The 20,901-nt window shown below is 61.6% G+C and carries 22 protein-coding genes; 11 read left to right on the forward strand and 11 right to left on the reverse strand.

Going from position 1 to position 20,901, the window contains the following annotated elements; translation table 11 throughout:
• Positions 1–357 precede the first annotated feature (357 nt).
• The 3 genes from ACIROY_RS16755 to ACIROY_RS16765 all read right to left on the reverse strand — a co-directional run bounded on the left by ACIROY_RS16755 (position 358) and on the right by ACIROY_RS16765 (position 3,255).
• Positions 358–1,758, reverse strand: a complete 1,401-nt coding sequence (locus ACIROY_RS16755) for a diguanylate cyclase domain-containing protein (RefSeq protein ID WP_402342540.1) — start codon at positions 1,756–1,758, stop codon at positions 358–360.
• A 268-nt stretch (positions 1,759–2,026) separates the two neighbouring features.
• Positions 2,027–2,464: a hypothetical protein gene (locus ACIROY_RS16760; protein WP_402276487.1), complete on the reverse strand. Its 438-nt coding sequence runs from the start codon at positions 2,462–2,464 to the stop codon at positions 2,027–2,029.
• 119 nt (positions 2,465–2,583) lie between these two features.
• The gene (locus tag ACIROY_RS16765) at positions 2,584–3,255 is read right to left on the reverse strand and encodes a helix-turn-helix transcriptional regulator (RefSeq protein ID WP_402342543.1); all 672 of its coding nucleotides are present in this window, start codon (positions 3,253–3,255) and stop codon (positions 2,584–2,586) included.
• Positions 3,256–3,339: 84 nt separating this feature from the next.
• Here ACIROY_RS16765 and ACIROY_RS16770 point away from each other — a divergent pair, with 84 nt between their 5' ends.
• Positions 3,340–4,764, forward strand: a complete 1,425-nt coding sequence (locus ACIROY_RS16770) for an MFS transporter (RefSeq protein ID WP_402342546.1) — start codon at positions 3,340–3,342, stop codon at positions 4,762–4,764.
• Between the two features lie 51 nt (positions 4,765–4,815).
• Positions 4,816–4,974: a hypothetical protein gene (locus ACIROY_RS16775; RefSeq protein WP_233526683.1), complete on the forward strand. Its 159-nt coding sequence runs from the start codon at positions 4,816–4,818 to the stop codon at positions 4,972–4,974.
• On the opposite strand, the gene ACIROY_RS16780 is transcribed toward ACIROY_RS16775, so the two are convergent.
• A complete protein-coding gene (locus ACIROY_RS16780) occupies positions 4,914–5,504 on the reverse strand; it encodes an IMPACT family protein (protein ID WP_402342549.1) in 591 nt (196 codons plus the stop codon). The two genes, ACIROY_RS16775 and ACIROY_RS16780, sit on opposite strands and share 61 nt — an antisense overlap.
• Positions 5,505–5,521: 17 nt before the next feature.
• On the reverse strand, positions 5,522–6,409 hold the full coding sequence (locus tag ACIROY_RS16785) for a hypothetical protein (protein WP_402276493.1): 888 nt from the start codon (positions 6,407–6,409) through the stop codon (positions 5,522–5,524).
• A 153-nt stretch (positions 6,410–6,562) separates the two neighbouring features.
• On the opposite strand from ACIROY_RS16785, the gene ACIROY_RS16790 reads away from it, so the two are divergent.
• The gene (locus ACIROY_RS16790) at positions 6,563–7,204 is read left to right on the forward strand and encodes a LysE family translocator (protein ID WP_402276496.1); all 642 of its coding nucleotides are present in this window, start codon (positions 6,563–6,565) and stop codon (positions 7,202–7,204) included.
• Positions 7,205–7,211: 7 nt separating this feature from the next.
• Here ACIROY_RS16790 and ACIROY_RS16795 read toward each other — a convergent pair whose 3' ends face one another.
• The 3 genes from ACIROY_RS16795 to ACIROY_RS16805 form a co-directional block, all read right to left on the reverse strand.
• Positions 7,212–7,829, reverse strand: coding sequence for a gamma-glutamylcyclotransferase (locus ACIROY_RS16795; RefSeq protein WP_402342552.1), 618 nt, complete (start codon positions 7,827–7,829; stop codon positions 7,212–7,214).
• 153 nt (positions 7,830–7,982) lie between these two features.
• Positions 7,983–8,135 (reverse strand): hypothetical protein, encoded by a 153-nt coding sequence (locus tag ACIROY_RS16800; protein WP_167321460.1) that lies wholly within the window; start codon positions 8,133–8,135, stop codon positions 7,983–7,985.
• Between the two features lie 209 nt (positions 8,136–8,344).
• A complete protein-coding gene (locus ACIROY_RS16805) occupies positions 8,345–9,211 on the reverse strand; it encodes a LysR family transcriptional regulator (protein ID WP_402276501.1) in 867 nt (288 codons plus the stop codon).
• Positions 9,212–9,330: 119 nt separating this feature from the next.
• Between ACIROY_RS16805 and bla the strand changes: the two genes are divergently transcribed.
• The 6 genes from bla to ACIROY_RS16835 all read left to right on the forward strand — a co-directional run bounded on the left by bla (position 9,331) and on the right by ACIROY_RS16835 (position 17,443).
• Positions 9,331–10,236 carry a class A beta-lactamase gene (bla, locus tag ACIROY_RS16810; protein ID WP_402276503.1) on the forward strand — a complete coding sequence of 302 codons (906 nt, stop codon included), beginning with the start codon at positions 9,331–9,333 and terminating at the stop codon, positions 10,234–10,236.
• Positions 10,237–10,539: 303 nt separating this feature from the next.
• A complete protein-coding gene (locus tag ACIROY_RS16815; protein ID WP_116435191.1) occupies positions 10,540–12,153 on the forward strand; it encodes a methyl-accepting chemotaxis protein in 1,614 nt (537 codons plus the stop codon).
• A 426-nt stretch (positions 12,154–12,579) separates the two neighbouring features.
• Positions 12,580–13,914: an MFS family transporter gene (locus tag ACIROY_RS16820; RefSeq protein ID WP_402342556.1), complete on the forward strand. Its 1,335-nt coding sequence runs from the start codon at positions 12,580–12,582 to the stop codon at positions 13,912–13,914.
• Positions 13,915–14,006: 92 nt separating this feature from the next.
• Positions 14,007–15,812: an ATP-binding protein gene (locus ACIROY_RS16825; protein ID WP_402342559.1), complete on the forward strand. Its 1,806-nt coding sequence runs from the start codon at positions 14,007–14,009 to the stop codon at positions 15,810–15,812.
• Between the two features lie 22 nt (positions 15,813–15,834).
• Positions 15,835–17,169 carry a sigma-54-dependent transcriptional regulator gene (locus ACIROY_RS16830; RefSeq protein ID WP_402342562.1) on the forward strand — a complete coding sequence of 445 codons (1,335 nt, stop codon included), beginning with the start codon at positions 15,835–15,837 and terminating at the stop codon, positions 17,167–17,169.
• Positions 17,170–17,302: 133 nt separating this feature from the next.
• Positions 17,303–17,443: a hypothetical protein gene (locus ACIROY_RS16835; protein WP_016833343.1), complete on the forward strand. Its 141-nt coding sequence runs from the start codon at positions 17,303–17,305 to the stop codon at positions 17,441–17,443.
• Positions 17,444–17,478: 35 nt separating this feature from the next.
• Here ACIROY_RS16835 and ACIROY_RS16840 read toward each other — a convergent pair whose 3' ends face one another.
• Positions 17,479–17,934 (reverse strand): hypothetical protein, encoded by a 456-nt coding sequence (locus tag ACIROY_RS16840; RefSeq protein WP_402276517.1) that lies wholly within the window; start codon positions 17,932–17,934, stop codon positions 17,479–17,481.
• Between the two features lie 122 nt (positions 17,935–18,056).
• Here ACIROY_RS16840 and ACIROY_RS16845 point away from each other — a divergent pair, with 122 nt between their 5' ends.
• On the forward strand, positions 18,057–19,088 hold the full coding sequence (locus tag ACIROY_RS16845; protein ID WP_402276519.1) for a dienelactone hydrolase family protein: 1,032 nt from the start codon (positions 18,057–18,059) through the stop codon (positions 19,086–19,088).
• 16 nt (positions 19,089–19,104) lie between these two features.
• Here ACIROY_RS16845 and ACIROY_RS16850 read toward each other — a convergent pair whose 3' ends face one another.
• Positions 19,105–19,764 carry a thiopurine S-methyltransferase gene (locus ACIROY_RS16850; RefSeq protein ID WP_402342565.1) on the reverse strand — a complete coding sequence of 220 codons (660 nt, stop codon included), beginning with the start codon at positions 19,762–19,764 and terminating at the stop codon, positions 19,105–19,107.
• A 123-nt stretch (positions 19,765–19,887) separates the two neighbouring features.
• Between ACIROY_RS16850 and ACIROY_RS16855 the strand changes: the two genes are divergently transcribed.
• On the forward strand, positions 19,888–20,322 hold the full coding sequence (locus ACIROY_RS16855) for a hypothetical protein (RefSeq protein ID WP_402276523.1): 435 nt from the start codon (positions 19,888–19,890) through the stop codon (positions 20,320–20,322).
• 104 nt (positions 20,323–20,426) lie between these two features.
• Here the strand turns inward: ACIROY_RS16855 and ACIROY_RS16860 are convergent, their stop codons facing one another.
• A complete protein-coding gene (locus ACIROY_RS16860) occupies positions 20,427–20,696 on the reverse strand; it encodes a hypothetical protein (RefSeq protein WP_402342568.1) in 270 nt (89 codons plus the stop codon).
• Positions 20,697–20,901 lie beyond the last annotated feature (205 nt).

The following is a 20,901-nucleotide window of genomic DNA, read 5'->3' on the forward strand; positions in this document are numbered from 1 at the left end:
GAAGGGGGCGGTTACTTGAATCGTGCGGGGAAATTGTAAAGACGCGAAAAGAGAGGCTTTTCTTCGGAGAAGAAAAAGCAAAAGGGCGGAAAAATCCGCCCTTTTTTTATTTCAGGCCTGCCTGCGGTGACCCGCAGCAGGCTTGCCGCCATGGATTAGCGTGTCGACGCGAAATAACGTGCGACCATTGCAGCGATCAGCAGGGTGTATGGCAGGACGTCGATCAGGATACGCATGGTGGGCTCCGCAAGAAAGTGATTTATGTTGCGTTGCAGTATGCGTGTTTCAGACATCCTTTTCCAATTTTGATTACCAATACCAGTTATGGGTTTGTTGAATATCTGAGCGCCCACGCACCTAACTCATGAGGAATGCGGGTGTCACTGCCGACGCAAATGATTCATGGCGGGCGATGCAGACCTGATTGCGGCCGCTTTCCTTGGCCTCGTACAAGGCTTTGTCTGCTGCCAGCGCCAGCGCAGTCGTACTGCCGCCGGGGCCTGGCACCATCGCCGACACGCCGATACTGAGCGTGACATGGCATAGCGGCTGGTTGTGGGCGTGCGGAATAGATGCTGCAGTCAGGTTAACCAGCAGACGTTCGCCGACAAGGCGGGCCCCGGCGGTATCCGTGTTTGGCAAAATGACCACAAACTCTTCACCGCCGTAGCGTGCCGCGACGTCGCCCGGCCGATTGATCACGCGCAACAACTGCTGCGCGATCTGGCGCAGGCAATCGTCCCCGGCCAGGTGGCCGTAGCAATCGTTGTATTTTTTGAAATGGTCGACGTCGATCATCAGCAGCGCCAGCGAACGCTTGTCGCGGCGGGCGCGATTCCATTCGATTTCCAGCACCTGGTCGAAGCAGCGCCGGTTCGACAGCGCCGTCAGACCATCCTGGTTGGCCTGCGTCATGAGGATCTTGTTGGCGCCGGCGATGCTGTGGTACAGCCGCGTGATGCCGTACAGCTGCGAAATCAGCACGGCCAGCGAGGTGAACAGGCTGGTCATCTTGGCGAAATACCAGCCCAGTGAAAAGCGTGCGCCGCCGTACAGCGTCAGCCAGACGTCGATACAGGCGGCGAACATGCCGACCATGACCCACAGCTGTTCCGGCTTTTCTTCGCGCATGCGCATCACGCACAGCAAGGCGATCACGTTGACGCCGAACACCAGCGCCGGCACCAGCATGGTCGAGTCGTCGAAGAAGTTGCGCCCGTTGCGGAATACTTCCGGCAAATAAGGCAGTCCCAGCGTCGCCGCCAGCGTCAGCAGCACCACCACGACGACGCAGGCGACGATGGATTTGCGCACGCTGGCTGTGGTGCCGGCGACCTCCACCGAACTGGTCGCGTAGCGGATGATCAACAGGCCGAAACCGGTGTGCCAGCAGCACCAGAGCCACACCGCGCTGCTGGTGCTGCCGATGATGGAGGCTTCCATCAGCCCGCCCGGGAAGGCGGCGATCAGCGGCACGAAAATCACCGTCACGAAAAAATACGCCGTGCCCAGCCTGATCGTGCGCTCCTTGCCTTCGATCAGCCCTTGGGCGAACAGCAGCGAAGCCAGGATGATGTTGACCACGATCATGGCAATGCCGAAGGCACTCATGTAGCCAGGAATCGGCAGCAGGGGAGTGGTCGCCAGCGGCGTGGCGATCGCCGCAGAGAGCAACAACACGGCGATGACGACGCGCGCCATGCGGATCTGGCGCGGACTGACGCCGGCATCCTTGATGAGATAGGGTTCTTGGTCCATGAGAGATTCTTGTTGTCGATTTTTCCACATCTTAGTGCCGAAGAAGCGCATCGGCGCGCGAAGAGTGATGACCGATTGATAATTTTTTTGAGAGTGTTGTTATTTGGCCGGGATAGTTTTTTCAAGGAAATTTTTGTGTCTCCCGGCTCCGAAAACCGCTCCTGACGTGCATTGCAAGGCGGCATCAATTTTCCTGCGGGCATTAAAAAAGCGCGGACTCTCCGCGCTTTTTATCAAGTTCGGGATGGTCCCGAACGGTAGTCCTGCTTCACTTTTCCTGTTGCAGGACGGGGCCTTCGTGGTCGCCGCCGATGACGATCTTGTAGATGCCGGGATTTTTCAGCTCCACAGTGATCTTCCTGGGCTGCGGATAGGTCGCGCTATTGAGTGAATGCACGGGCTTGATGCTGAAGTCATAGCTGGTGCCGGGCTTGAGCCAGATGCTGAGGCGTTCGCCCTTCTGTATCTGCGCCAGGACCACGTCGTTGATCGCCAGCTCCAGCGGCGCGTTCCCGTACAAGAACGACGTACCGCGCGAGAATTGCACCTCGGCCGTTCCCGACGATGGCGACAGCATGCTCTTGATGTAGACCCGCGCCGGCGGCACTTGTCCGGTCGACGTTGTTTGCTCGGCGGCCGGCTGGATTACGCAGGCGCTCAACGCCATGGTCAGCGCCAGCAGGCAGGCGGTCATCGGTGTCTTCATTGCAGCTTCCTTATGTGGGAGGTTTTTCATGTTGCGCGAGAGCGATTCTGACATGAAGCCGACGGCATTGCCTATACAACTTTACGCATGCCGCGCTCTTGTCATGCCTCAGGTACTCCTCATTGGCTCTTGACGCGATAGACGCAACGCCGCGCACCGGCCAGCAAATGCTCTTCGCGCGTCACCGAGGCGGCCTCGCCGATGACCTCGCGGAACAGCTGCAGCTCCGAGCGGCAAAAGCCCTGACAACTGGTTGCTGCCGCACAGATCGGGCAGTGGTCTTCGATGAGCAGCCAGTCCTTGCCATCCTTCTCGACGCGCGCCATGTAGCCTTCGGCAGCGCGCAGGGTGGCCAGCTTGTCGAGTTTTTTCGGAATCCCGGTAAGGCCGCTGCAGGCCTTCAGGTAATCCTTGCGCATCTCGCCTTCACGCTGGGAAATCAGGCGATCCAGTCCTTCTTCGCCGAACAACTGTCGGATCGACCCGATCAGCTGGATCGTCAGGTAGGCATGCGTATCGGGGAAGCGCGCGTGGCCGGCTGCACTCAACTCCCAGTTCTGTCGCGGCCGTCCGGCGCCGGCGGCGGCTTCCTGCACGCCGCTGATCAATTCGTCCGCCAGCAGCTTCTGCACCTGCAACCGCGCCGCTTCTGCCGTCATCCCGAGTTCCTGCGCCAACGTCGCGGTGGAGGCGGGGCCGCGCGTCTTCAGCCGGAGCAGGATGCGTTCAGCGGTCGGCATGTCGGGGTTAATGTCAATTTTATTTTCCAAGTGTTTACTTGTGTAATTCATGGTGCGGGTTTAACATGCGTTCAGACAATATCCAAACAAACGCTTGCATATTAGGCGTTATCCATCCGAATGTCGAGGTCAGTCATGAAATCCGAAACCGTTGTCGTCACATCCTGGAGCGAATTGCTGACCGGCAGCAATCTCTTGCGCTCGGTCGCCCTGACCGGCGGCGTTGCGCTGCACGCCATCAATGTCCACATCGTCACCACCATCTTGCCGTCGGTGGTGCGCGACATCGGCGGCCTGGCGTACTACGCCTGGAACATCACGCTGTTCGTGGTCGCCTCCATCGTCGGCTCCGCGCTGACCAGCAAGCTGCTCGACAAGCTGGGCCCGCGCCGCGCCTATCTGCTGGGACTGGCGGTGTTCACGCTCGGCTCGGTTCTGTGCGCGACGGCATTGTCGATGCCGTGGATGCTGGCCGGGCGCAGCGTGCAAGGCCTCGGCGGCGGTTTGCTGGCCGCGCTCGGCTATGCGCTGATCCCGGTGCTGTTCGAGCAGCGCCTGTGGTCGCGCGCGGTGGCGCTGGAGTCCGGCATGTGGGGCGTGGCGACCTTGCTGGGCCCGGCGGTGGGCGGACTGTTCGCCGCCGGCGGCGCCTGGCGGCTGGCGTTCTGGTGCCTGCTGCCGGTGGCGTTGCTGCAGGCGGTGATCGTGGCCGGACAACTGAACGGCAAGCCGTCGCAGGGCGATACTGCGGCTTCTGGTCCGGTACGTATTCCACTGCTCAAGATTGCCTTGCTGGCGCTGTCCGTGCTGCTGGTGGCGTTGGCCGGACAGGTGGAGGACATCGCCGGAAAATTGCTCGGCGTCGCGGCCGGACTGGCGGCGGGTGGGCTGGTCGCCTGGCTTGACCAGCGTCCCGGCGTAGCCTTGTTGCCGACCGGCGCCTATCAATTGAGTACCGCAATGGGGAAGGTATTCGCCTGCGTCTGCCTGCTCATGATCGGCAGCATGACCGAAATCTTCGTACCGTACTTCCTGCAGACGCTGCACGGTTACGCGCCGCTGCAGGCCGGTTACATGACGGCCGCCATGGCCGGCGGCTGGAGCCTGGCGTCGCTGCTCAGTTCGGCGCGCAGCGGCAAGGATGCCGATCGGATGGTGCATATCGGACCGCTGATAATGACCTTGTCGCTGGTGGCATTGGCGGCGCTGCTGCCCGGCGACGTCGATGTGGATGTTGGGGCAGAAGGACTGTGGCTGGCGCTGGCGCTCGGCGGAGTCGGTCTGGGCATAGGACTGGGCTGGCCGCATCTGCTGACGCGCGTGTTGAAATCGGCGCGCCGCGGTGAAGAAAACCTGGCCTCGGCCGGCATCACCACGGTGCAGCTCTACGCCATGGCCATCGGCGCCGCGCTGGCAGGCCTCACGGTGAACGCCGCAGGTCTGACGGAGCCGGGCGGTATCGACGGCGCACGCCATGCGGCTTACGCCTTGTTCGCCTGCTTCGCTGTAGCGCCGGCGCTGGCGATCGTGCTGGCGCGCCGCGTGGCGCGGGACAGGTAAGCGGACATGCTGATGCCGGCGACGACCGTAACCTGTGAGGAGCATGCAGCCATGGATCCCATCAGCGAGATTGAATACCACCTCGTGGTGGCCGAGTTCGATGCTCTGTGGGGACGTCCCTGCAGCGACGCCAACCGGCGCCGCATGGATTACATGATCTGCGTGATCGCAGCGTTTGAAGAAAGCCGCGGCAAGCTGTCCGCAAGCTGAGGCAGTTGCGTTGCCGGCAAGCGCACATGCAAGCGCGCCAGCGTGTCGTGACGGCTCCCGAGCAGGGCGTATTGCTTCTGTTGCAGCCAGTAGCGCAGCTGCGATTCATCGGCATAGACGATGGCGATTTCCACTTCGGCGTAGACGATGCGCTCAATGCGTTGCGCCTGTTTGAGCGCCGTGGCGATGGCGTCGGTGTAGGCGCGCACCAGGCCGCCGGCGCCGAGCTTGATGCCGCCGTAATAGCGCACCACCGCCGCCAGCACGCCGTCGAGTTCGTGATGGCGCAACACTTCCAGCATGGGCCGTCCAGCCGTGCCCGACGGTTCGCCGTCGTCCGACATGCCCGATTGGCCGCCAGCCATCAGCGCCCAGCATACGTGGGTGGCGGCGCGATGTTGCGCGCGCAGTTGTTCCAGTTGCCGTTGTGCGGCGTCGCGATTGTCCACCGGCATGACGATGCCGATGAAGCGGCTCTTGCGGATCTCGAGTTCGATCTCGACGGCGGCGGTGAGGGTATAGACCGGCAAGGTCGACTATCGTACGGTCAGGCGGTCACGCCGCGCAGTGCGTCGATCTCCGCCTGCAGGGCCTGGTTTTCCGCCGTCAGTGCGGCGACGCGGGCATTCAGTGTGGCGATTTCGGCGCGCAACGCGGCTGCATCGTCGCCGTCAACCGACCACGGCGGCGCGGCGCCGTCGTTGGCGCTGCTTGCCGCTGCAGTTTCAGTTTCTTTTTGGGGAGCGGCACGGGGCGTACGGTTGGCGGCTTGCTTTTCGCGCACCATCTTGGCGGCCTGGCGCAACTCCTTCTTGCCGCCGGCTACTGCCGTGATCTGTTCTTCGCTCGGCAGCGACGCCACTGCAGCGGCGGCGTTGATCGAGATGGCGCCGGTGCGCACTGCTTCGACCAGTTCCGGCGCGGCGGTCTTGCGGATCTTCTCGATCTGGCCGATGGTGTTGGAACTGATGCCGGCGACGCGGGCGATGTCTTCGCGGGTCTTGATGGAGGCGCTCGGGATCGAGGTGTCTTCTGCCTGTGTGTCGCTGCTTTGTTCCGACGCCGTGGTGTCCGCCTTGGCGGCGATGGATGCATCCATCTCGGCGCGCACGCGCGCGGAAATGATGTCGCGCTTGCGCAGCGCCAGCACGCCGCGCTGGAAGTCGGTCACGCTGCGGCGGCCCAGCTGGTTGTCGATCATCCACAGCATGACGTCGTCGATCGAACTGAAACCGGTGTTTTGCACGGTCTTGAATTCGATGTCGTACTTGCGGCAGATTTCGTAGCGGTTGTGGCCGTCGACCAGCACGTCGCCCCACAGCACCAGCGCATCGCGGCAACCTTCGGCCAGCAGGCTGCGCTCGAGGGCGGCGTATTCGTTGGCGGTGAGCGGATCGATGTATTGGAGAAGTTCGTTATTGATCGTGATATTCATGGCATCCCTGGACCGCTCCGGCGAATCGGAGGCGGACCGGAATTTTACACTACGGGTCGGGGCCGGATCCTGGTGCAAGGCGATCGTAGCGGCGTGAAAATCCTGCGGCTGATAAAATCGTTACTCCCCCAACGTTCAGGAAACGGAAGCAACATGGACGCCTTGTTCTTCATCCCCGTCGCGATCATGCTGGCGCTGGTGCCAGGTCCGAATAATTTTTGCGCGCTCAACAACGGCATTCGCCGCGGCGTCGGCGTGGCGCTGCTGGCCACGTTCGGGCGGGTGACGGCGTTTGCGATTTTCCTGACGGTATCGGCGGTGGGACTGGGCGCCATGCTGCTGGCTTCGGAAACAGCCTTCACGGCCGTGAAGTGGGTCGGCGCGCTGTATCTGTTCTATCTGGGCTGGCGCGCCTGGCGCAGCCGCGAATTCCATGGACTGGAACTGGCCGACGGCATCGAGTCGGGGGCGCCATCGTCGGCGCCGGCGCAGAAAGGCGTCTTCGCGCTGGTCATGCAGGAATTCCTGCTCGGCATCACCAATCCCAAGGCGATCATGCTGTTCGCTGCGATCTTCCCGCAATTCATCGATCCGTCGCGCCCGGCGGCGCATCAGTTCCTGGTGCTCGGCTCGATTTACCTGTGCGCCGAATTCGTCTCCAGTGCAGTGTATTCGGCCTGCGGCAAGCAGATCCGCCGCTACATCCGTACCTCGCGCGGCGTGGCGCGGCTGAACAAGGCTACCGGCGGTTTCTTCATCGGCGCCGGCGCTCTGCTGCTGGCGGCACGTCAGTAATTTTCAATCAGGGATGCGGCTTCGCTGCCGCATCCTTGTCCTTGCCGCTCGTCGCATTGATCTCCCCAAGCAACTGCAGGTGACGCTCGATTTCGAACACGTGCGGATCGTCCTTGCCCAGTTCGCGCAAGGCCACCGCCAGTCCCAGCAGGTAATCGGCATTGCGTCCGCTCGGCCCTTCCGCGCCGGCGATCTGGCGCGCGATGTCGCGTTCCGAGGCCGGACCGAGGAAGGCGGCGTTTTCTTCCGTGGCGATATAGATCAATCCTTCGGTACAGCTGCCGTCTTCAAACAGGATGTCGGTGGCCAGACGCAGATAGCCGTTCTTTTCGCGGTAGTCGAGATGGCCGAACACTTCCGGTGTAATCAGGTAAGCCATGCCGGCGCAGGTCGCACCTCCATCCCGGATCAGCGTCACGACACGGCCGGGCGCCTGCACGGTGCCGCGGTGATCGTGCGAGCCTTGCCAGAAGCGCCGGCTCCAGCCGACGATGTGGGCCGGACGGCGCTCGATGAAAGGGAAGTCGGCCTTGAAGATCAGCGACCCGTAGCCGAACAACCAGACGCTGTCGTGCTGGTCGAAACGGGTCATGGACTTGTTGCGGGCGATGGTGTTGTCGGACATTGCAGGCGATGCGCGCCGGGAAGGGCGTGACGGAATGTTGATCTGCTGAAATTATAAAGGCAAGCGCCGATGGGCGTGCCCGGCGGAGAAGGCCGGAGGAAGTGCGGAAAATACGGCTGGGCGGACCGCGGCCCGCCCAGGCAAAGTCGGACGTCAGTTCTTTTCGTGACCCTGTTCCATGTCGGACAGGCCCGAGTACATGCCACAGCAATGCGGCTCGCCGCGGTGCGATCCGGTCGTGAGGGCGCTGGAGTCGTTGAGGTAATCGACCAGTTTCCGATACAGCGCAGCGAAGTAATTTTTCATGATGTCCCCCGTTTCCTTGTTGGGTTGAGACACGTTGCAAGCCATCTGATCTCGTCAGTTTCTGACCTGCAATCCGCATTTGTAAACGATTACATCATCCTGGTGAAGCCTGATGCAGTGCGGATGTAAATAGTTTATATCATTTATTTTACGGTGTGTTCTCTTTTGCAAGTATCAGGCGTTTCCTGATATCGGATGTGGTCTTTTGTCTACGCCGCGCCGGTTGCATGTGCCAGCAGCCAGCTGCGGAAGACCTGCATCGCCGGCGTCTCCTGCCGCGATTTCAGGCGCGTAAGCCAGTACGCGCCGTCGCTGATGGAGATGTCGAAAGGACAGGCCAGCCGGCCCTGGCGCAGTTCGCGCTCGAACATGTTGACCGGCAGCAGTGCCACGCCTGCTTGCTGCGCCACCGCTTCGGCCATGGTCAGCGAGGAGTCGAACACGAAGCCGCGGATCGGCGGGCAGGGCGCGCCGGCAGCGGCGAACCAATGGTTCCATTCATCTGTGCGATAGGAGCGCAGCAGCGTTTCGCCGGCCAGGTCCTGCGGCCGCCGCAGCCGTGCCGCCAGCGCCGGCGCACACATCGGCGACTGCGGCGCGGCGAACAGGCGCTCGGCGTCGGTGCCGTGCCAGGCGCCATCGCCGAAACGGATCGCGTAGTCCAATCCTTCGCCGGCCAGGTCGACGCGGTTGTTGTTGGTCAGCAGGCGCAGATCGACGAACGGATAGGTCTGCTGGAATTCACGCAACCGCGGCATCAGCCAGCCGACCGCAAACGTGCCGACCGCGCCCAGCGTCAGCACTTCGCGCATGCGGCCGTTCTCGAACTGGCCCAGCACGGTGGCGATGCGTTCGAAGGATTCGGCCAGCACCGGCAGCAGCGCCAGGCCTTCGTCGGTCAGCGCGAGACCGCGCGGCAGACGACGAAACAGCGTCACGCCGAGGCGCTCTTCCAGATTCTTGACCTGCATGCTGACGGCGGTCTGGGTCACGTTCAGTTCGTCGGCCGCGTAAGTGAAGCTGAGATGGCGGGCGGCGACTTCGAAGGCCCGCAAGGCATTGAGGGGGAGATGCATAAGTTTTCCGAATTCATCCTGGGATCAGTTTTTCTGTGGTCTGGGGCAAATTATCGTGAATTGCGATGATCGTACTTGCTGCCTATCATTTCGCTTCGTCTCCAATTTTGCAAGGAAAAATGATGACAGACAGAAGACATTTTCTCGCCATGACCGGCGCGGTATTGGCCGGTTGTGCCGGCGGCGCGTGGGCAGCCGGTACCGCTGAGGCAAAAAAATCTAAGGACTCTGCTTCCGTTGTGGCGCGTCTGGCGAAACTGGAAGCCAGCGTCGCCGGTCGCCTCGGCGTGGAAATCCTCGACAGCGGCAGCGGTCGCCGCTGGGGCTACCGCGCCGACGAACGCTTTCCGATGTGCAGCACCTTCAAGTTCCTGGCGGCCTCGGCCGTGCTCAGGCGCGTCGACACCGGCGCCGAACAGCTCGACCGCCGCATCGTCTACGGCGAAGACGTGCTGGTCAATTACTCGCCGACCACCGGCAAGCATGTCGGCGGCGACGGCCTGTCCCTGGCGCAATTGTGCGAAGCGGCCATCACGCTGAGCGACAACACCGCCGCCAACCTGATGCTGCGCAGCCTCGGCGGCCTTGAGGCGTTCAATAAATTCGTGCGCTCTTTGGGTGACGACACGACGCGCCTGGATCGCTTCGAAACAGAACTCAACACCTCCATCCCCGGCGATCCGCGCGACACCACGACGCCCACGGCGATGATCGGCAACCTGCAAAAAATCCTGCTCGGCGATGCCTTGTCGGCTGCATCGCGACGCCAGATCACGGCCTGGATGCTGGCCAACAAAACCGGCGACCGCCGGGTGCGTGCCGGCATGCAGGCTGGCTGGAAAGTAGGCGACAAGACCGGCTCGGGCGACTACGGCACCACCAACACCGTCGCCATCATCTGGCCGCCGCAGGGCGCACCGTTGCTGGCATCGATTTATCTTACTGAAACCAAGGCGCCGGAAGAGCAGCGCAATACGGTGTTGGCGGAAGTCGGAAAATTGATCGTCGGCGGTCTTGATCGATAAGATGTGCGTATGCGATTTGCTCGTCGATTTGTTCGTTCGACAAGACCGTGGTTGTTCCGATAACACTTGCGACGCCAATCTTGTCGAAGCATTAATGCCATTCCCATTTTTTCGATGCCTTTTGCGCAACATATGCCTCAAAGCCCCGATCTGCGGGGCTTTTCATCGTATGTTGCGACGAATCAAATATCCCGTTTTGATTTGTAATGGCGACCTGCCCGGCGGTGCTGAGCGGATCGGGGTCGCCTCGAGAATTTAAAAACACGTCGCAGCAGCGACGGTAAAACGGGATTGAAAATAGCAATGAACATTATCGGAAACATGCGAATCGGCAAGCGCCTGGCGTTGGGCTTCGCCCTTATTCTGGCCTTCTCCATCGTGATCACGGCCATCGGCATCTGGCGCTTGCAAGCGGTATCGTCGGCCACGCGCGAGATGATGAGCCAGCCTCTGCTGAAGGAGCGCCTGATCGGCGACTGGTACGCCAACCTTGCCAGCGGCATCCGCCGCACGATCGCCATCGCCAAGAGCAGCGATCCGTCACTCGGCCCGTATTTCGCGGCGGAAGCGGCGGCATCGTCCAAGGGCTCAGGCGAATACCAGAAAAAGGTTGAGGCACTGCTGGAAAGCGACGAAGAAAAGAAGCTGTTCCAGAAGATCGGCGAACAGCGCAAGCTCTATCTGAGCTCGCGCGACGCTATCAACAAGGCCAAGGCGGCCGGCAACATCGAGGAAGCCGAGCGCGTGCTTGAAAAGGATTTCGTCCCGGCATCCAACGCCTATCAGGACACCATGCGCCAGTTGGTCGAGCTGCAGCGCAAAGACATCGACGACACCGCGAAACACATCGACGTCATCGCCGAAGACAGCCGTATCTTGCTGCTCGCGCTGGAAGGCCTGATCCTGGCGCTGGGCGTGCTGTGCGCCTGGTACCTGACGGTCGGCATCACGCGGCCGATCAATTCCGCCGTGACGATTTCGCGCCGTGTCGCCGAGGGCGACCTGACCAGCGACGTCCAGGTCAGCAGCAAGGATGAAACCGGCCAGCTGCTGCAAGCGCTGCAAGACATGAACCTCAGCCTGCGCGGCATCGTCAGCAACGTGCGCACCGGCACCGACACCATCGCCACGGCGTCCAGCGAAATCGCCGCCGGCAACCTCGACCTGTCCTCGCGCACCGAGCAGCAAGCCAGTGCGCTGGAAGAAACCGCGTCATCGATGGAAGAACTGATCTCCACCGTCAAGCAGAACGCGGACAATGCGCGCCAGGCCAACCAGCTCGCGGTATCGGCATCTGAAATCGCAACCCAGGGCGGCGGCGTGGTCGGCCAGGTGGTCGACACCATGGGCGCGATCAACGACTCGTCGAAGAAGATCGTCGACATCATCAGCGTGATTGACGGCATCGCCTTCCAGACCAATATCCTGGCCTTGAATGCGGCCGTGGAAGCTGCGCGTGCGGGTGAACAGGGTCGCGGCTTCGCCGTGGTCGCCTCCGAAGTGCGCAGCCTGGCGCAACGCTCCGCGGCGGCCGCCAAGGAAATCAAGGTGCTCATCAACGACTCCGTGGAAAAGGTCGGCAACGGCAGCAAGCTGGTCGAGCAGGCCGGCGCAACGATGGCGGAAGTGGTCAACAGCGTCAAACGCGTCACCGACATCGTCGCCGAGATCAGCTCCGCCAGCGAAGAGCAGACCACCGGCATCGAGCAGATCAACCACGCCATCACCCAGATGGACCAGGTCACCCAGCAGAATGCCGCACTGGTGGAAGAAGCGGCAGCAGCAGCCGCTTCGATGCAGACCCAGGCCGACAGCCTGGCGCAACTGGTCAGCGTATTTACGTTGAGCGGTACGCCGGCCTTGCCCTCCGCGCGCCGCACCATCGACATCACGCCATCGGAGCCGCGCCTGCGTTAATTCGACAGAGACGACCCGGCAAGAAGCCCGGCCCGGCAACGGACCGGGCTTTTTTATGGGCGTTCGCTTTGGCTGGATATCCGCAAAAAGGCTGTGCGGGATTCCGGATGTTCGCAAGGAAGTTGCTTTCCTTGTTGTAACGAAATTTTTAAAAATCCTTTGAAATCAGCATGTTGAGCGATTTCATCTGATTGGCACGATGCCTGCATATAGGTCTCCCAAAACAATAAAGCAGGAGACAGATGTGACGCCGCTTCCTTCGCCGTAATCCGGCAAATCAACGTCCTTTCTCGCTCTTGTCGCACCGTGCGCAACATGTTCGCGGCCGCGATTGCAGGCACACGCCTGGCACAAATACCAAACAGCCGGTTTGCCCCGTGATTTTTCGTGGAGCACCTCCGGCCGCTTACAAACCTGGAGATAGCAATGACTCAAACAGTTTCCACTACGTCGACCACACACGCTTCGGCTACGCCGGTCGCCGCCGGACCATCCACCACCAAGCAACGCATCCTGGCGATCCTCGGCGCATCGTCGGGCAACCTGGTCGAGTGGTTCGACTTCTACGTCTATTCATTCTGTGCCATCTATTTCGCGCCGGCCTTCTTTCCCAAGGGCGACACCACCACGCAATTGCTGAACACTGCCGGCGTGTTCGCCGCCGGTTTCCTGATGCGCCCGATCGGCGGCTGGCTGTTCGGCCGCATCGCCGACAAGCATGGCCGCAAGACCTCGATGATGATCTCCGTGCTGATGATGTGCGGCGGCTCACTGATGATCGCCTTCCTGCCGACCTATGCCGTGATCGGCACGGCCGCGCCGTTCCTGCTGCTGGTGGCGCGTTTGTTCCAGGGCCTGTCGGTGGGTGGTGAATACGGCACCAGCGCGACCTACATGAGCGAAATCGCGCCAAAAAATAACCGCGGCTTCTTCGCCTCGTTCCAGTACGTCACGCTGATCGGCGGGCAGTTGCTGGCGGTTCTGGTGCTGGTGGCCATGCAGCAGACCTTGAGCAACGAAGAGCTGCGCGCCTGGGGCTGGCGTGTGCCGTTTGTGCTGGGCGCATTCGGCGCGGTGATCGCGCTGTACCTGCGCAAGTCGCTGACCGAGACCACCACCGCCGAAACCCGCAACAAGAAAGAGGCTGGCACCTTCGCCGGCTTGTGGAAGCACAAGCGCGCCTTCTTCACCGTGGTCGGTTTCACGGCTGGCGGCTCGCTGATGTTCTACACCTTCACCACCTACATGCAGAAGTACCTGGTCAACACCGCCGGCATGGACCCCAAGACCGCCAGCGCAGTGATGACCGGCGCGCTGTTCGTCTACATGATCCTACAGCCGGTGTTCGGCGCACTGTCCGACAAGATCGGCCGCCGCAACATGATGCTGTTTTTCGGCGTGCTCGGCACCCTGTGCACCGTGCCCATTCTGCACATGCTCAAGGACGTCACCGATCCGTACGCAGCATTCGGCCTGGCGCTTCTGGCCTTGTGCATCGTCAGTTTCTACACCTCGATCAGCGGCCTGATCAAGGCCGAGATGTTCCCGCCGGAAGTACGCGCGCTGTGCGTCGGCCTGTCGTATGCGGTCGGCAATGCATTGTTCGGCGGCTCGGCCGAGTTCGTTGCACTGTCGTTCAAGGCGGCTGGCATGGAGTCCAACTTCTACTGGTACGTCTCGATCATGTGCGCGATCGCCTTGCTGATTACTTTCCGCATGCGTGATCCGAGCAAGGTCGGTTACCTCAAGGACGAGGACTGATGGCGTTACGGGAAGCAAGGGAGAGAGACGACAGAGCAGGGCGCGCCAGCGGGTATGATGGCGGCATGTATGTTCAGAGCACCTCTCCAGCCATGTCTTCCCGTAAATTTCCGATACTGATCGCCGTCGTCGCGCTGTGCGCGGCGGCGGTTTTTTTTGCATCGTATTTCGTCGCCGCGGAGAAAGCCCGCAGCGACCTGCATGCCGCCGGCGAACGCCAACTGCAGATCGTCGCGCTCGACCTGCAATCGATACTCGACAAGTTCGAGATCATGCCGTACGCGCTGGGCGCACTGGCCGACGTCGACCAGGTGCTGCATCATCCCGATGACGCAGCCGCGGTGCAACGCCTGAACCTGAGCCTGCAGGCGATCCAGAAGCAGTCGAAGGTGCTGGCGATCTACATGATGGATGCGCGCGGCATGACGCTGGCGGCCAGCAACTGGAATGAAGAAACCAGTTTCGTCGGCCGCGATTTCGGTTTCCGGCCCTATTTTGCCGAAGCGCTGGCGGGCGGCTCCGGACGCTTCTACGGCATTGGCAATATCTCCAGCGAACCGGGCTATTTCATGGCCCAGCCGATTTATCCGGCCGGGGCGCCGCGCGGTGAAGGCAAGCCGATCGGCGTGATGACGGTCAAGGTCGACCTGTCCGAGTTCGAACACACCTGGCGCAGCAATGAAGACCCGATCACGCTGGCCGATCACAGCGGCGTGGTGTTCCTGAGCAATCGGCCGGAATGGAAATACCACAGCCTGCGTCCGCTCGACGGCAAGCTGCAGCAGGAATTGGCCGGCACGCATCAATATGCCGACCAGCCGATCACGCCGGTGGCCGAGATGCCCAAGCCGTTGCGGCGTGGCTTCGGCGACCACGTCGCACGCGCGATCGACAAGCAGGGCTGGCAGCTGATGCTGTTTCCGTCCGAGGCCCGCATCACCCGCATCGCCATGCTGTGGTCCATGTGGGTCGCGCTGATCATGGCGATCGCAGCGATTTCGCTATGGGCGGTCTATCAGCGCAGACGACGCCTGCAGGAGCGCTTGGAATCGCGCGACGCATTGCGCCGTGCGGCCCAGGAGCTGGACGCCACCATCGCCGTGCGCACCCAGGAGCTGCGCGTGGCCAATCAGGCGCTGGAGGGAAAATACGTCACCCTGCAGCAGACCGAAAGCCTGTTGCGCACGACGCAAAATGAACTGGTGCAGGCCGGCAAGCTGGCCATGCTGGGACAAATGGCGGCGGGCGTCACGCATGAGCTGAATCAGCCGCTGGCGGCGATCCGCGCCTTCGCCGACAACGCCGTGCAATTCATGCGCCGCGGCCAGCTGCCGCAGGTGGAAGAGAACCTCGAGCACATCAGCGGCGCCAGCGCCCACATGGGCAAGATCATCGCGCAGCTGAAAGGTTTCGCGCGCAAGAGCGGCGACGCCATCGCCGTGGTCGACGTCGCGCAGACGGTCGAAGCGGCGGTGCTGCTGCTGCGCAACGAGTTCCGCCAGCAGGCGGTCGCCATCGAGATCGACGTGCGCAGTCCGGTGCAGGTGATGGGCGACGTGGTGCGCACCGAGCAGGTGCTGATCAACCTGCTGCGCAACGCCATCGATGCGGTTGAGACGGTCGAATACGTTGCCGACAAGCGCGTCACGGTGATCGTCGAGCACGACGCCGGCGAGGCCGTCATACGTATTCGCGACAGCGGCCCCGGCATTCCCGATGAAGTCGCACCGCACCTGTTCGAACCGTTCTTCACCACCAAGCCCAGCGGCAAAGGTCTCGGGCTGGGACTGGCGATTTCGTCGTCCATCGTGCAGGCGATGAACGGCCGCCTGTCGGCGCATAATCTGCCCGAAGGCGGCGCCGAATTCACCGTACGCCTGCCGGCGCCGGCCCCGTAACTGATGATTCATGGAGACCTCATTGAACGCACCCAACGCACTCGCCATCCTGATTGAAGACGAACAAAGCGTACGCAAGGCCACCACGCAAACGCTGGAGCTCGGCGGGTTCAGCGTGCAAGCCTGCGCCGACGCCGAGCAGGCCTTGCCGTTGCTGCACGCCGGTTTCGCCGGCATTGTCGTGACCGATGTGCGGCTGCCGGGACGTTCCGGCCTGGAAGTGCTGGCCCATGCGGTGGCTGCCGACGCCGACCTGCCGGTGATCGTGGTAACCGGTCACGGCGACGTCGCCATGGCGGTCGAAGCGATGCGTGCCGGCGCCTACGATTTCATCGAAAAGCCTTTCGCTGCCGACCGGCTGCTGGAGACCGCACGGCGCGCACAGGAGAAGCGCAACCTGGTGCTCGACAACCGCCGCCTGCGCGAAGCCTGGCAGGCCGATCCGGCCACGCCGGCATTGGTGGGGCAGTCGGCGGCGATGGAGCGGGTGCGCACGCTGATCCGCAGCGTCGGCCCGACCTCGGTCGACATCCTCATCAACGGCCAGACCGGCGCCGGCAAGGAAGTCGTGGCGCGCCAGCTGCACGCCGCCAGTGAACGCAAGGGGCCCTTCGTGGCGATCAATTGCGGCGCATTGCCGGAGAGCGTATTCGAAAGCGAGATATTCGGTCACGAAGCAGGCGCCTTCACCGGCGCGCAGAAACGCCGCATCGGCAAACTGGAATACGCCAACGGCGGCACGCTGTTCCTTGATGAAATCGAAAGCATGCCGATGGCCTTGCAGGTCAAGCTGTTGCGCGTGCTGCAGGAGCGCAGGCTGGAGCGTCTGGGCGGCAATGAGTCGATCGCCATCGATTGCCGCGTGATCGCCGCCAGCAAGGCCGACCTGCTGCAACTGAGCGCGCAGGACGCCTTCCGTGAAGATTTGTACTACCGCATCGGCGTGGTCAGCATCGACTTGCCGCGCCTGCGCGACCGGCGCGAAGACATCCCGCTGCTGCTGGCGCATTTCATCCATGCTGCGGCAATTCGTTACGGTCGTACAGCGCCGGCCTGGACCGCAGCGCTCATGGCGCAATGGCAGCAACGCGACTGGCCGGGCAACGTACGCGAGTTGCGCAACTTCGCCGATCGCTGGGTGCTCGGCGTGGCGGACAGCAGCACGGCTGCTGCTGCCTCGACCGCCGCCGCCAGCCTGCCGCAGCAACTCGACGCCTATGAGCGCATCCTGATCGAGGATGCATTGGCGGGAGCCGACGGCAACGTCGCGCTGGCGGCGGAGCAACTCGGCATCCCGCGCAAGACGCTGTACGACAAGATCAAGAAATACGACCTGGCGGCCGCGCGCGGCGCCTGAGCCAGGCAGCGCAGACGAGTTATTCTTTGTTTTTGGGAAGGGCTGGGTTAGACTCTTGTCCCAGGGAAATAAGGGTGCGATTCAAGCCGCAGCAACGACTCCGGCATCGGCCCATCACTATCGGGGAATAATCATGAAGCGTTTCATCGCCATTTCGCTGGCTGCCTGCATCGCCTTTATCCTGTGCGCCTGCGAACGCACCGAATTCGAAAAGAAATCCGAACGCGATGCTGATGCCCGCCGGGCCATCAACACCAAGCCGAAGTCGCAATAAACATCACCGGGCTTGCCGGCCTGAGGTCGCACCGTTCAATAGCGTTGCGGCCAGTTTTTTGGAGTCTTGTAGGCGTGGCTGACGACGATGCGGGTTGCCGCGATCAATCCGCTCAACCCAAGCACCAGCTGCGTCAGCGTATCGCCGGGCAGTGCCCACACCGATGACGACGGCGCCGCTACCCCGGTGGCCGCGCTGATCACCGGCGCCACCCATTCCGCTTCTTCTGTCACGTCCAGCAGGATGTCGCCTTCCGACGTCGTGTGCAGGTACACCTCGCCGCCCAGTTCCATGCAGAAGCAGATACCGTAACCCTTGGTGTTGTCCTTCTTCACCGCCTGTTGCAAGTCCCGGTTGTAGTTGTCGATCCACGCTTCCACGTCGTAAGTGGTGGTGAGCACGATCCACGGACGGGTCGGCTGCACTTCGGGAGAATCTTGATCGGGGTCTTGCATCGGCTGGGCGTCGTCGCTGGCTTGGGAAAGCAGCATTATCGCTTTATTTCGAGGTGCGTAGCCGTAAAAGGCATGCGCCATCTTCAACTCCTGACGAGCTTGTCAGCCAAGGCGTGGCGCTTGCTGGCATGATGGAGGGCAATTTTTTGAAGGCCGACATGAACTCGAAAAAAATACCCGCTCCGTTACGTCGCCATCTGCAGGCACTGATGTGCGTTCTTGCAGCGTGTTGCCTGCTCTGGTCGGGCCTTGCCTCTGCCCAGCAAAAGATCAGCTTCCCTTCGGCCGAATACGCCAACAAGTTCGAAATGGCAAAGCGGGTGGGCAAGCCGCTTGAGATTTTCGGCTACCTGACGCTGCCGCCGAATCCGCCGGCCGGCAAGATTCCCGTGGTTGTGATTGCGCATGGCAGCGCCGGCGTACAAGCCAAGGACACCGGTTTCTGGGCGCCGTATTTCAACAAGCTCGGCTTCGCCACCTTCGTGGTCGATTCGTTTACCCCGCGCGGCGTCGAGAGCACGGTGGATGACCAGAGCCTGGTCAGCAATGCCGCCGACACCGCCGATGCCTTCTTTGCGCTGAAATTCCTCGCCGCCGATCCGCGCTTCGATGCCGACCGCATCGGCATCATCGGCTTCAGCCGGGGCGGCACCGCCGCCAACGAAACGGCGGTCAAGTCCTTCCGCGACAACGTGCTGCGCGAGAATAAAAACCTGCAATTCGCCTTCCATATTCCCGCTTATCCCGGCTGCCAGAATTCGCGCTTCCGCAAAAACGGCAGCTTCGACAAGACCGGCGCGCCGATGCTGTTCCTGATGGGTAGCAAGGACGACTACACGCCGGCGAAGTTCTGCCTCGACCAGATCAAGGGCATGCAGGAAGAGTATCCGGGCGTCATCGATTATCGCGTCTACGACGGCGCGCATCACAGTTTCGACGGCAACCAGGGCGTGCATTACCTGAGGCTAGGCACCTCCACCCGCAACTGCCCGATGACCGAAACCGACATTCCGAGCTGGGCGCGTAGCCTGGTCGGTAGCGGCGACAAACTCTCGCCCGCGGACGAGCGCAAGCTGTACAAGGACTGCCAGGCCGTGGGCGTGACCGTCGGTTCGTTCGACAATCGCTACCGCGACCAGGCGAGCAAGGACGTGGAAGAGTTCCTGCGCAGGATCGGACAGATCAAGTGACGCGTGATGAGGGCAATCAGCGTTTGCGCTGCAGCTGATACACCACGGTGTCGAGCCGGCTGACGCCACGCTCGCTGAACTTCGGTTCCTTGTCGAGGATATCGCGACGGTCGATGACGAGCGCTTCGGAATGCGCCGCGAAGATCGCCTGCACTTCCGCATCACTGACCGAGAACGGCGGACCGTCCATCTGTTCTTGTGGGTAGTCGAGCGTAATGAGGATGCCGCGATATTGTGCGGACAACTGGCCATAGACGTGCTGCGCATAGCGTGCGCGCATGTCGGCCGGCAGCGCCACCAGCGCGGCGCGGTCATAGACGCCGACGCAGGCCGACAGTAGCGCCGCATCCAGCTTGAAAATATCGCCGCAGATGATCTCGACGTCGCCGGCTGCATAATGGCGACCGTAGGCCGATTCACTGATCTGCGGCTGCAAGCGGTTCTCGTCGAAGAACTGCTCGACCGCCAGCTGCGACAATTCCACGCCCAGCACGCGATGTCCCTGCGACGCCAGCCACACCATGTCGAGCGACTTGCCCGCCAGCGGCACCAGCACCTGGCTGCCCTGCGGCAGCGCCAGTGTCGGCCAGTATTTTTGCAGCAGCGGCGTCACGCGGGTTTGATGAAAATGCGTGCGCCCGTCGCGCCAGCGCTCCAGCCAGAATTCTGCGTCCATGAACTTGTCCCGTGAATTTGTTTGACGCATATTGTAGCCGTCCCCGGTACGGAAGCGGGGTTGCCTTCATGCAAGAGGGGCATATGCTACGATGGCTGTTAATTATTTATTGAGGCAGAAACAATGGCGCAGTACGGTTCCACCCATCGCGGCAAGCACTTCATCGTGATCGACAGCACGCAGCCCGGCAAGAAGGGCGTGTTTTGCAGCATCAAGGTCGACGGTGAAGAAGAATATCCGAATATCAAAGGCTCCCCCTTCGACACGGTCCACGCTGCCCAAATGGCCGGCGCGGCATTCGCACGCGCGCTGATCGACTCCGAACTCGACCTCGACTCCTACGAACACAAGGGCTACTTCATCCGCGCCAGCGGCAGCGAACAACGCGACGGCACCTGGGTCGGCGCCTATCAATTGCATCGCAACGACAACCCGGTGCCGTTCCGCCGCGCCAACGTCCCGACGTTCCGCGGCAACACACGCAAGGAAGCGGAAGACAACGCGATAGCGGTGGCGCGCGAGGCGATTGATGAGGATGTGGCGGCGGGGAAGTTGTAGGTCGCCACGGAATCAGAAACCCGCGCAAGAGAAGTGATTTGCAAAATATCCCGCCTGTTGGCGGGATGTTTGTTTTGGGAGTCAGTGTGACTTGGCTTAGCGGATCACTTCGTGCCAGCTTTTTCCGTATCGGGATTGGTGTTCCCTTTCGTTGACCAGTTATTCGTTGTAGTGTGGTCTTTGGTTGAACGGTTATGGCTTTTGACCTGAGTGCCGCTGTGAGTTGTGTAGTTGCTCACATGCTGTCGTGAAGAGCTTGATCCCGTTCCGGTAGCGGCTTTATACGAATGGCCTCCACCGCTGCTTTTCGCGATGCCGGATGAACTTGTGATGACCAGCGCGACAATTGCCAATGCCTTGCAGACTTTCTTCATGCATGTCTCCCTTGGTTGGACCGCAGTCCGTTTTGTTATTCTTTCAGCTGGATGTCGGCGTTTGCTATTGGGCGGTATTACCCGTCGACATTCATTGCATTGTGGCGAATTGGACGCTACGCGTCTTCATTCAAACGAATGAGAGAAGGGCTCAAGGGAGAGGGGCTTCTTTTGCTGTGGGCAAAAGAAAAGGACCTGAATCTTT

The organism is Herbaspirillum sp. NPDC101396, from assembly GCF_044767365.1.
Classification (GTDB): Bacteria; Pseudomonadota; Gammaproteobacteria; order Burkholderiales; family Burkholderiaceae_D; genus Herbaspirillum.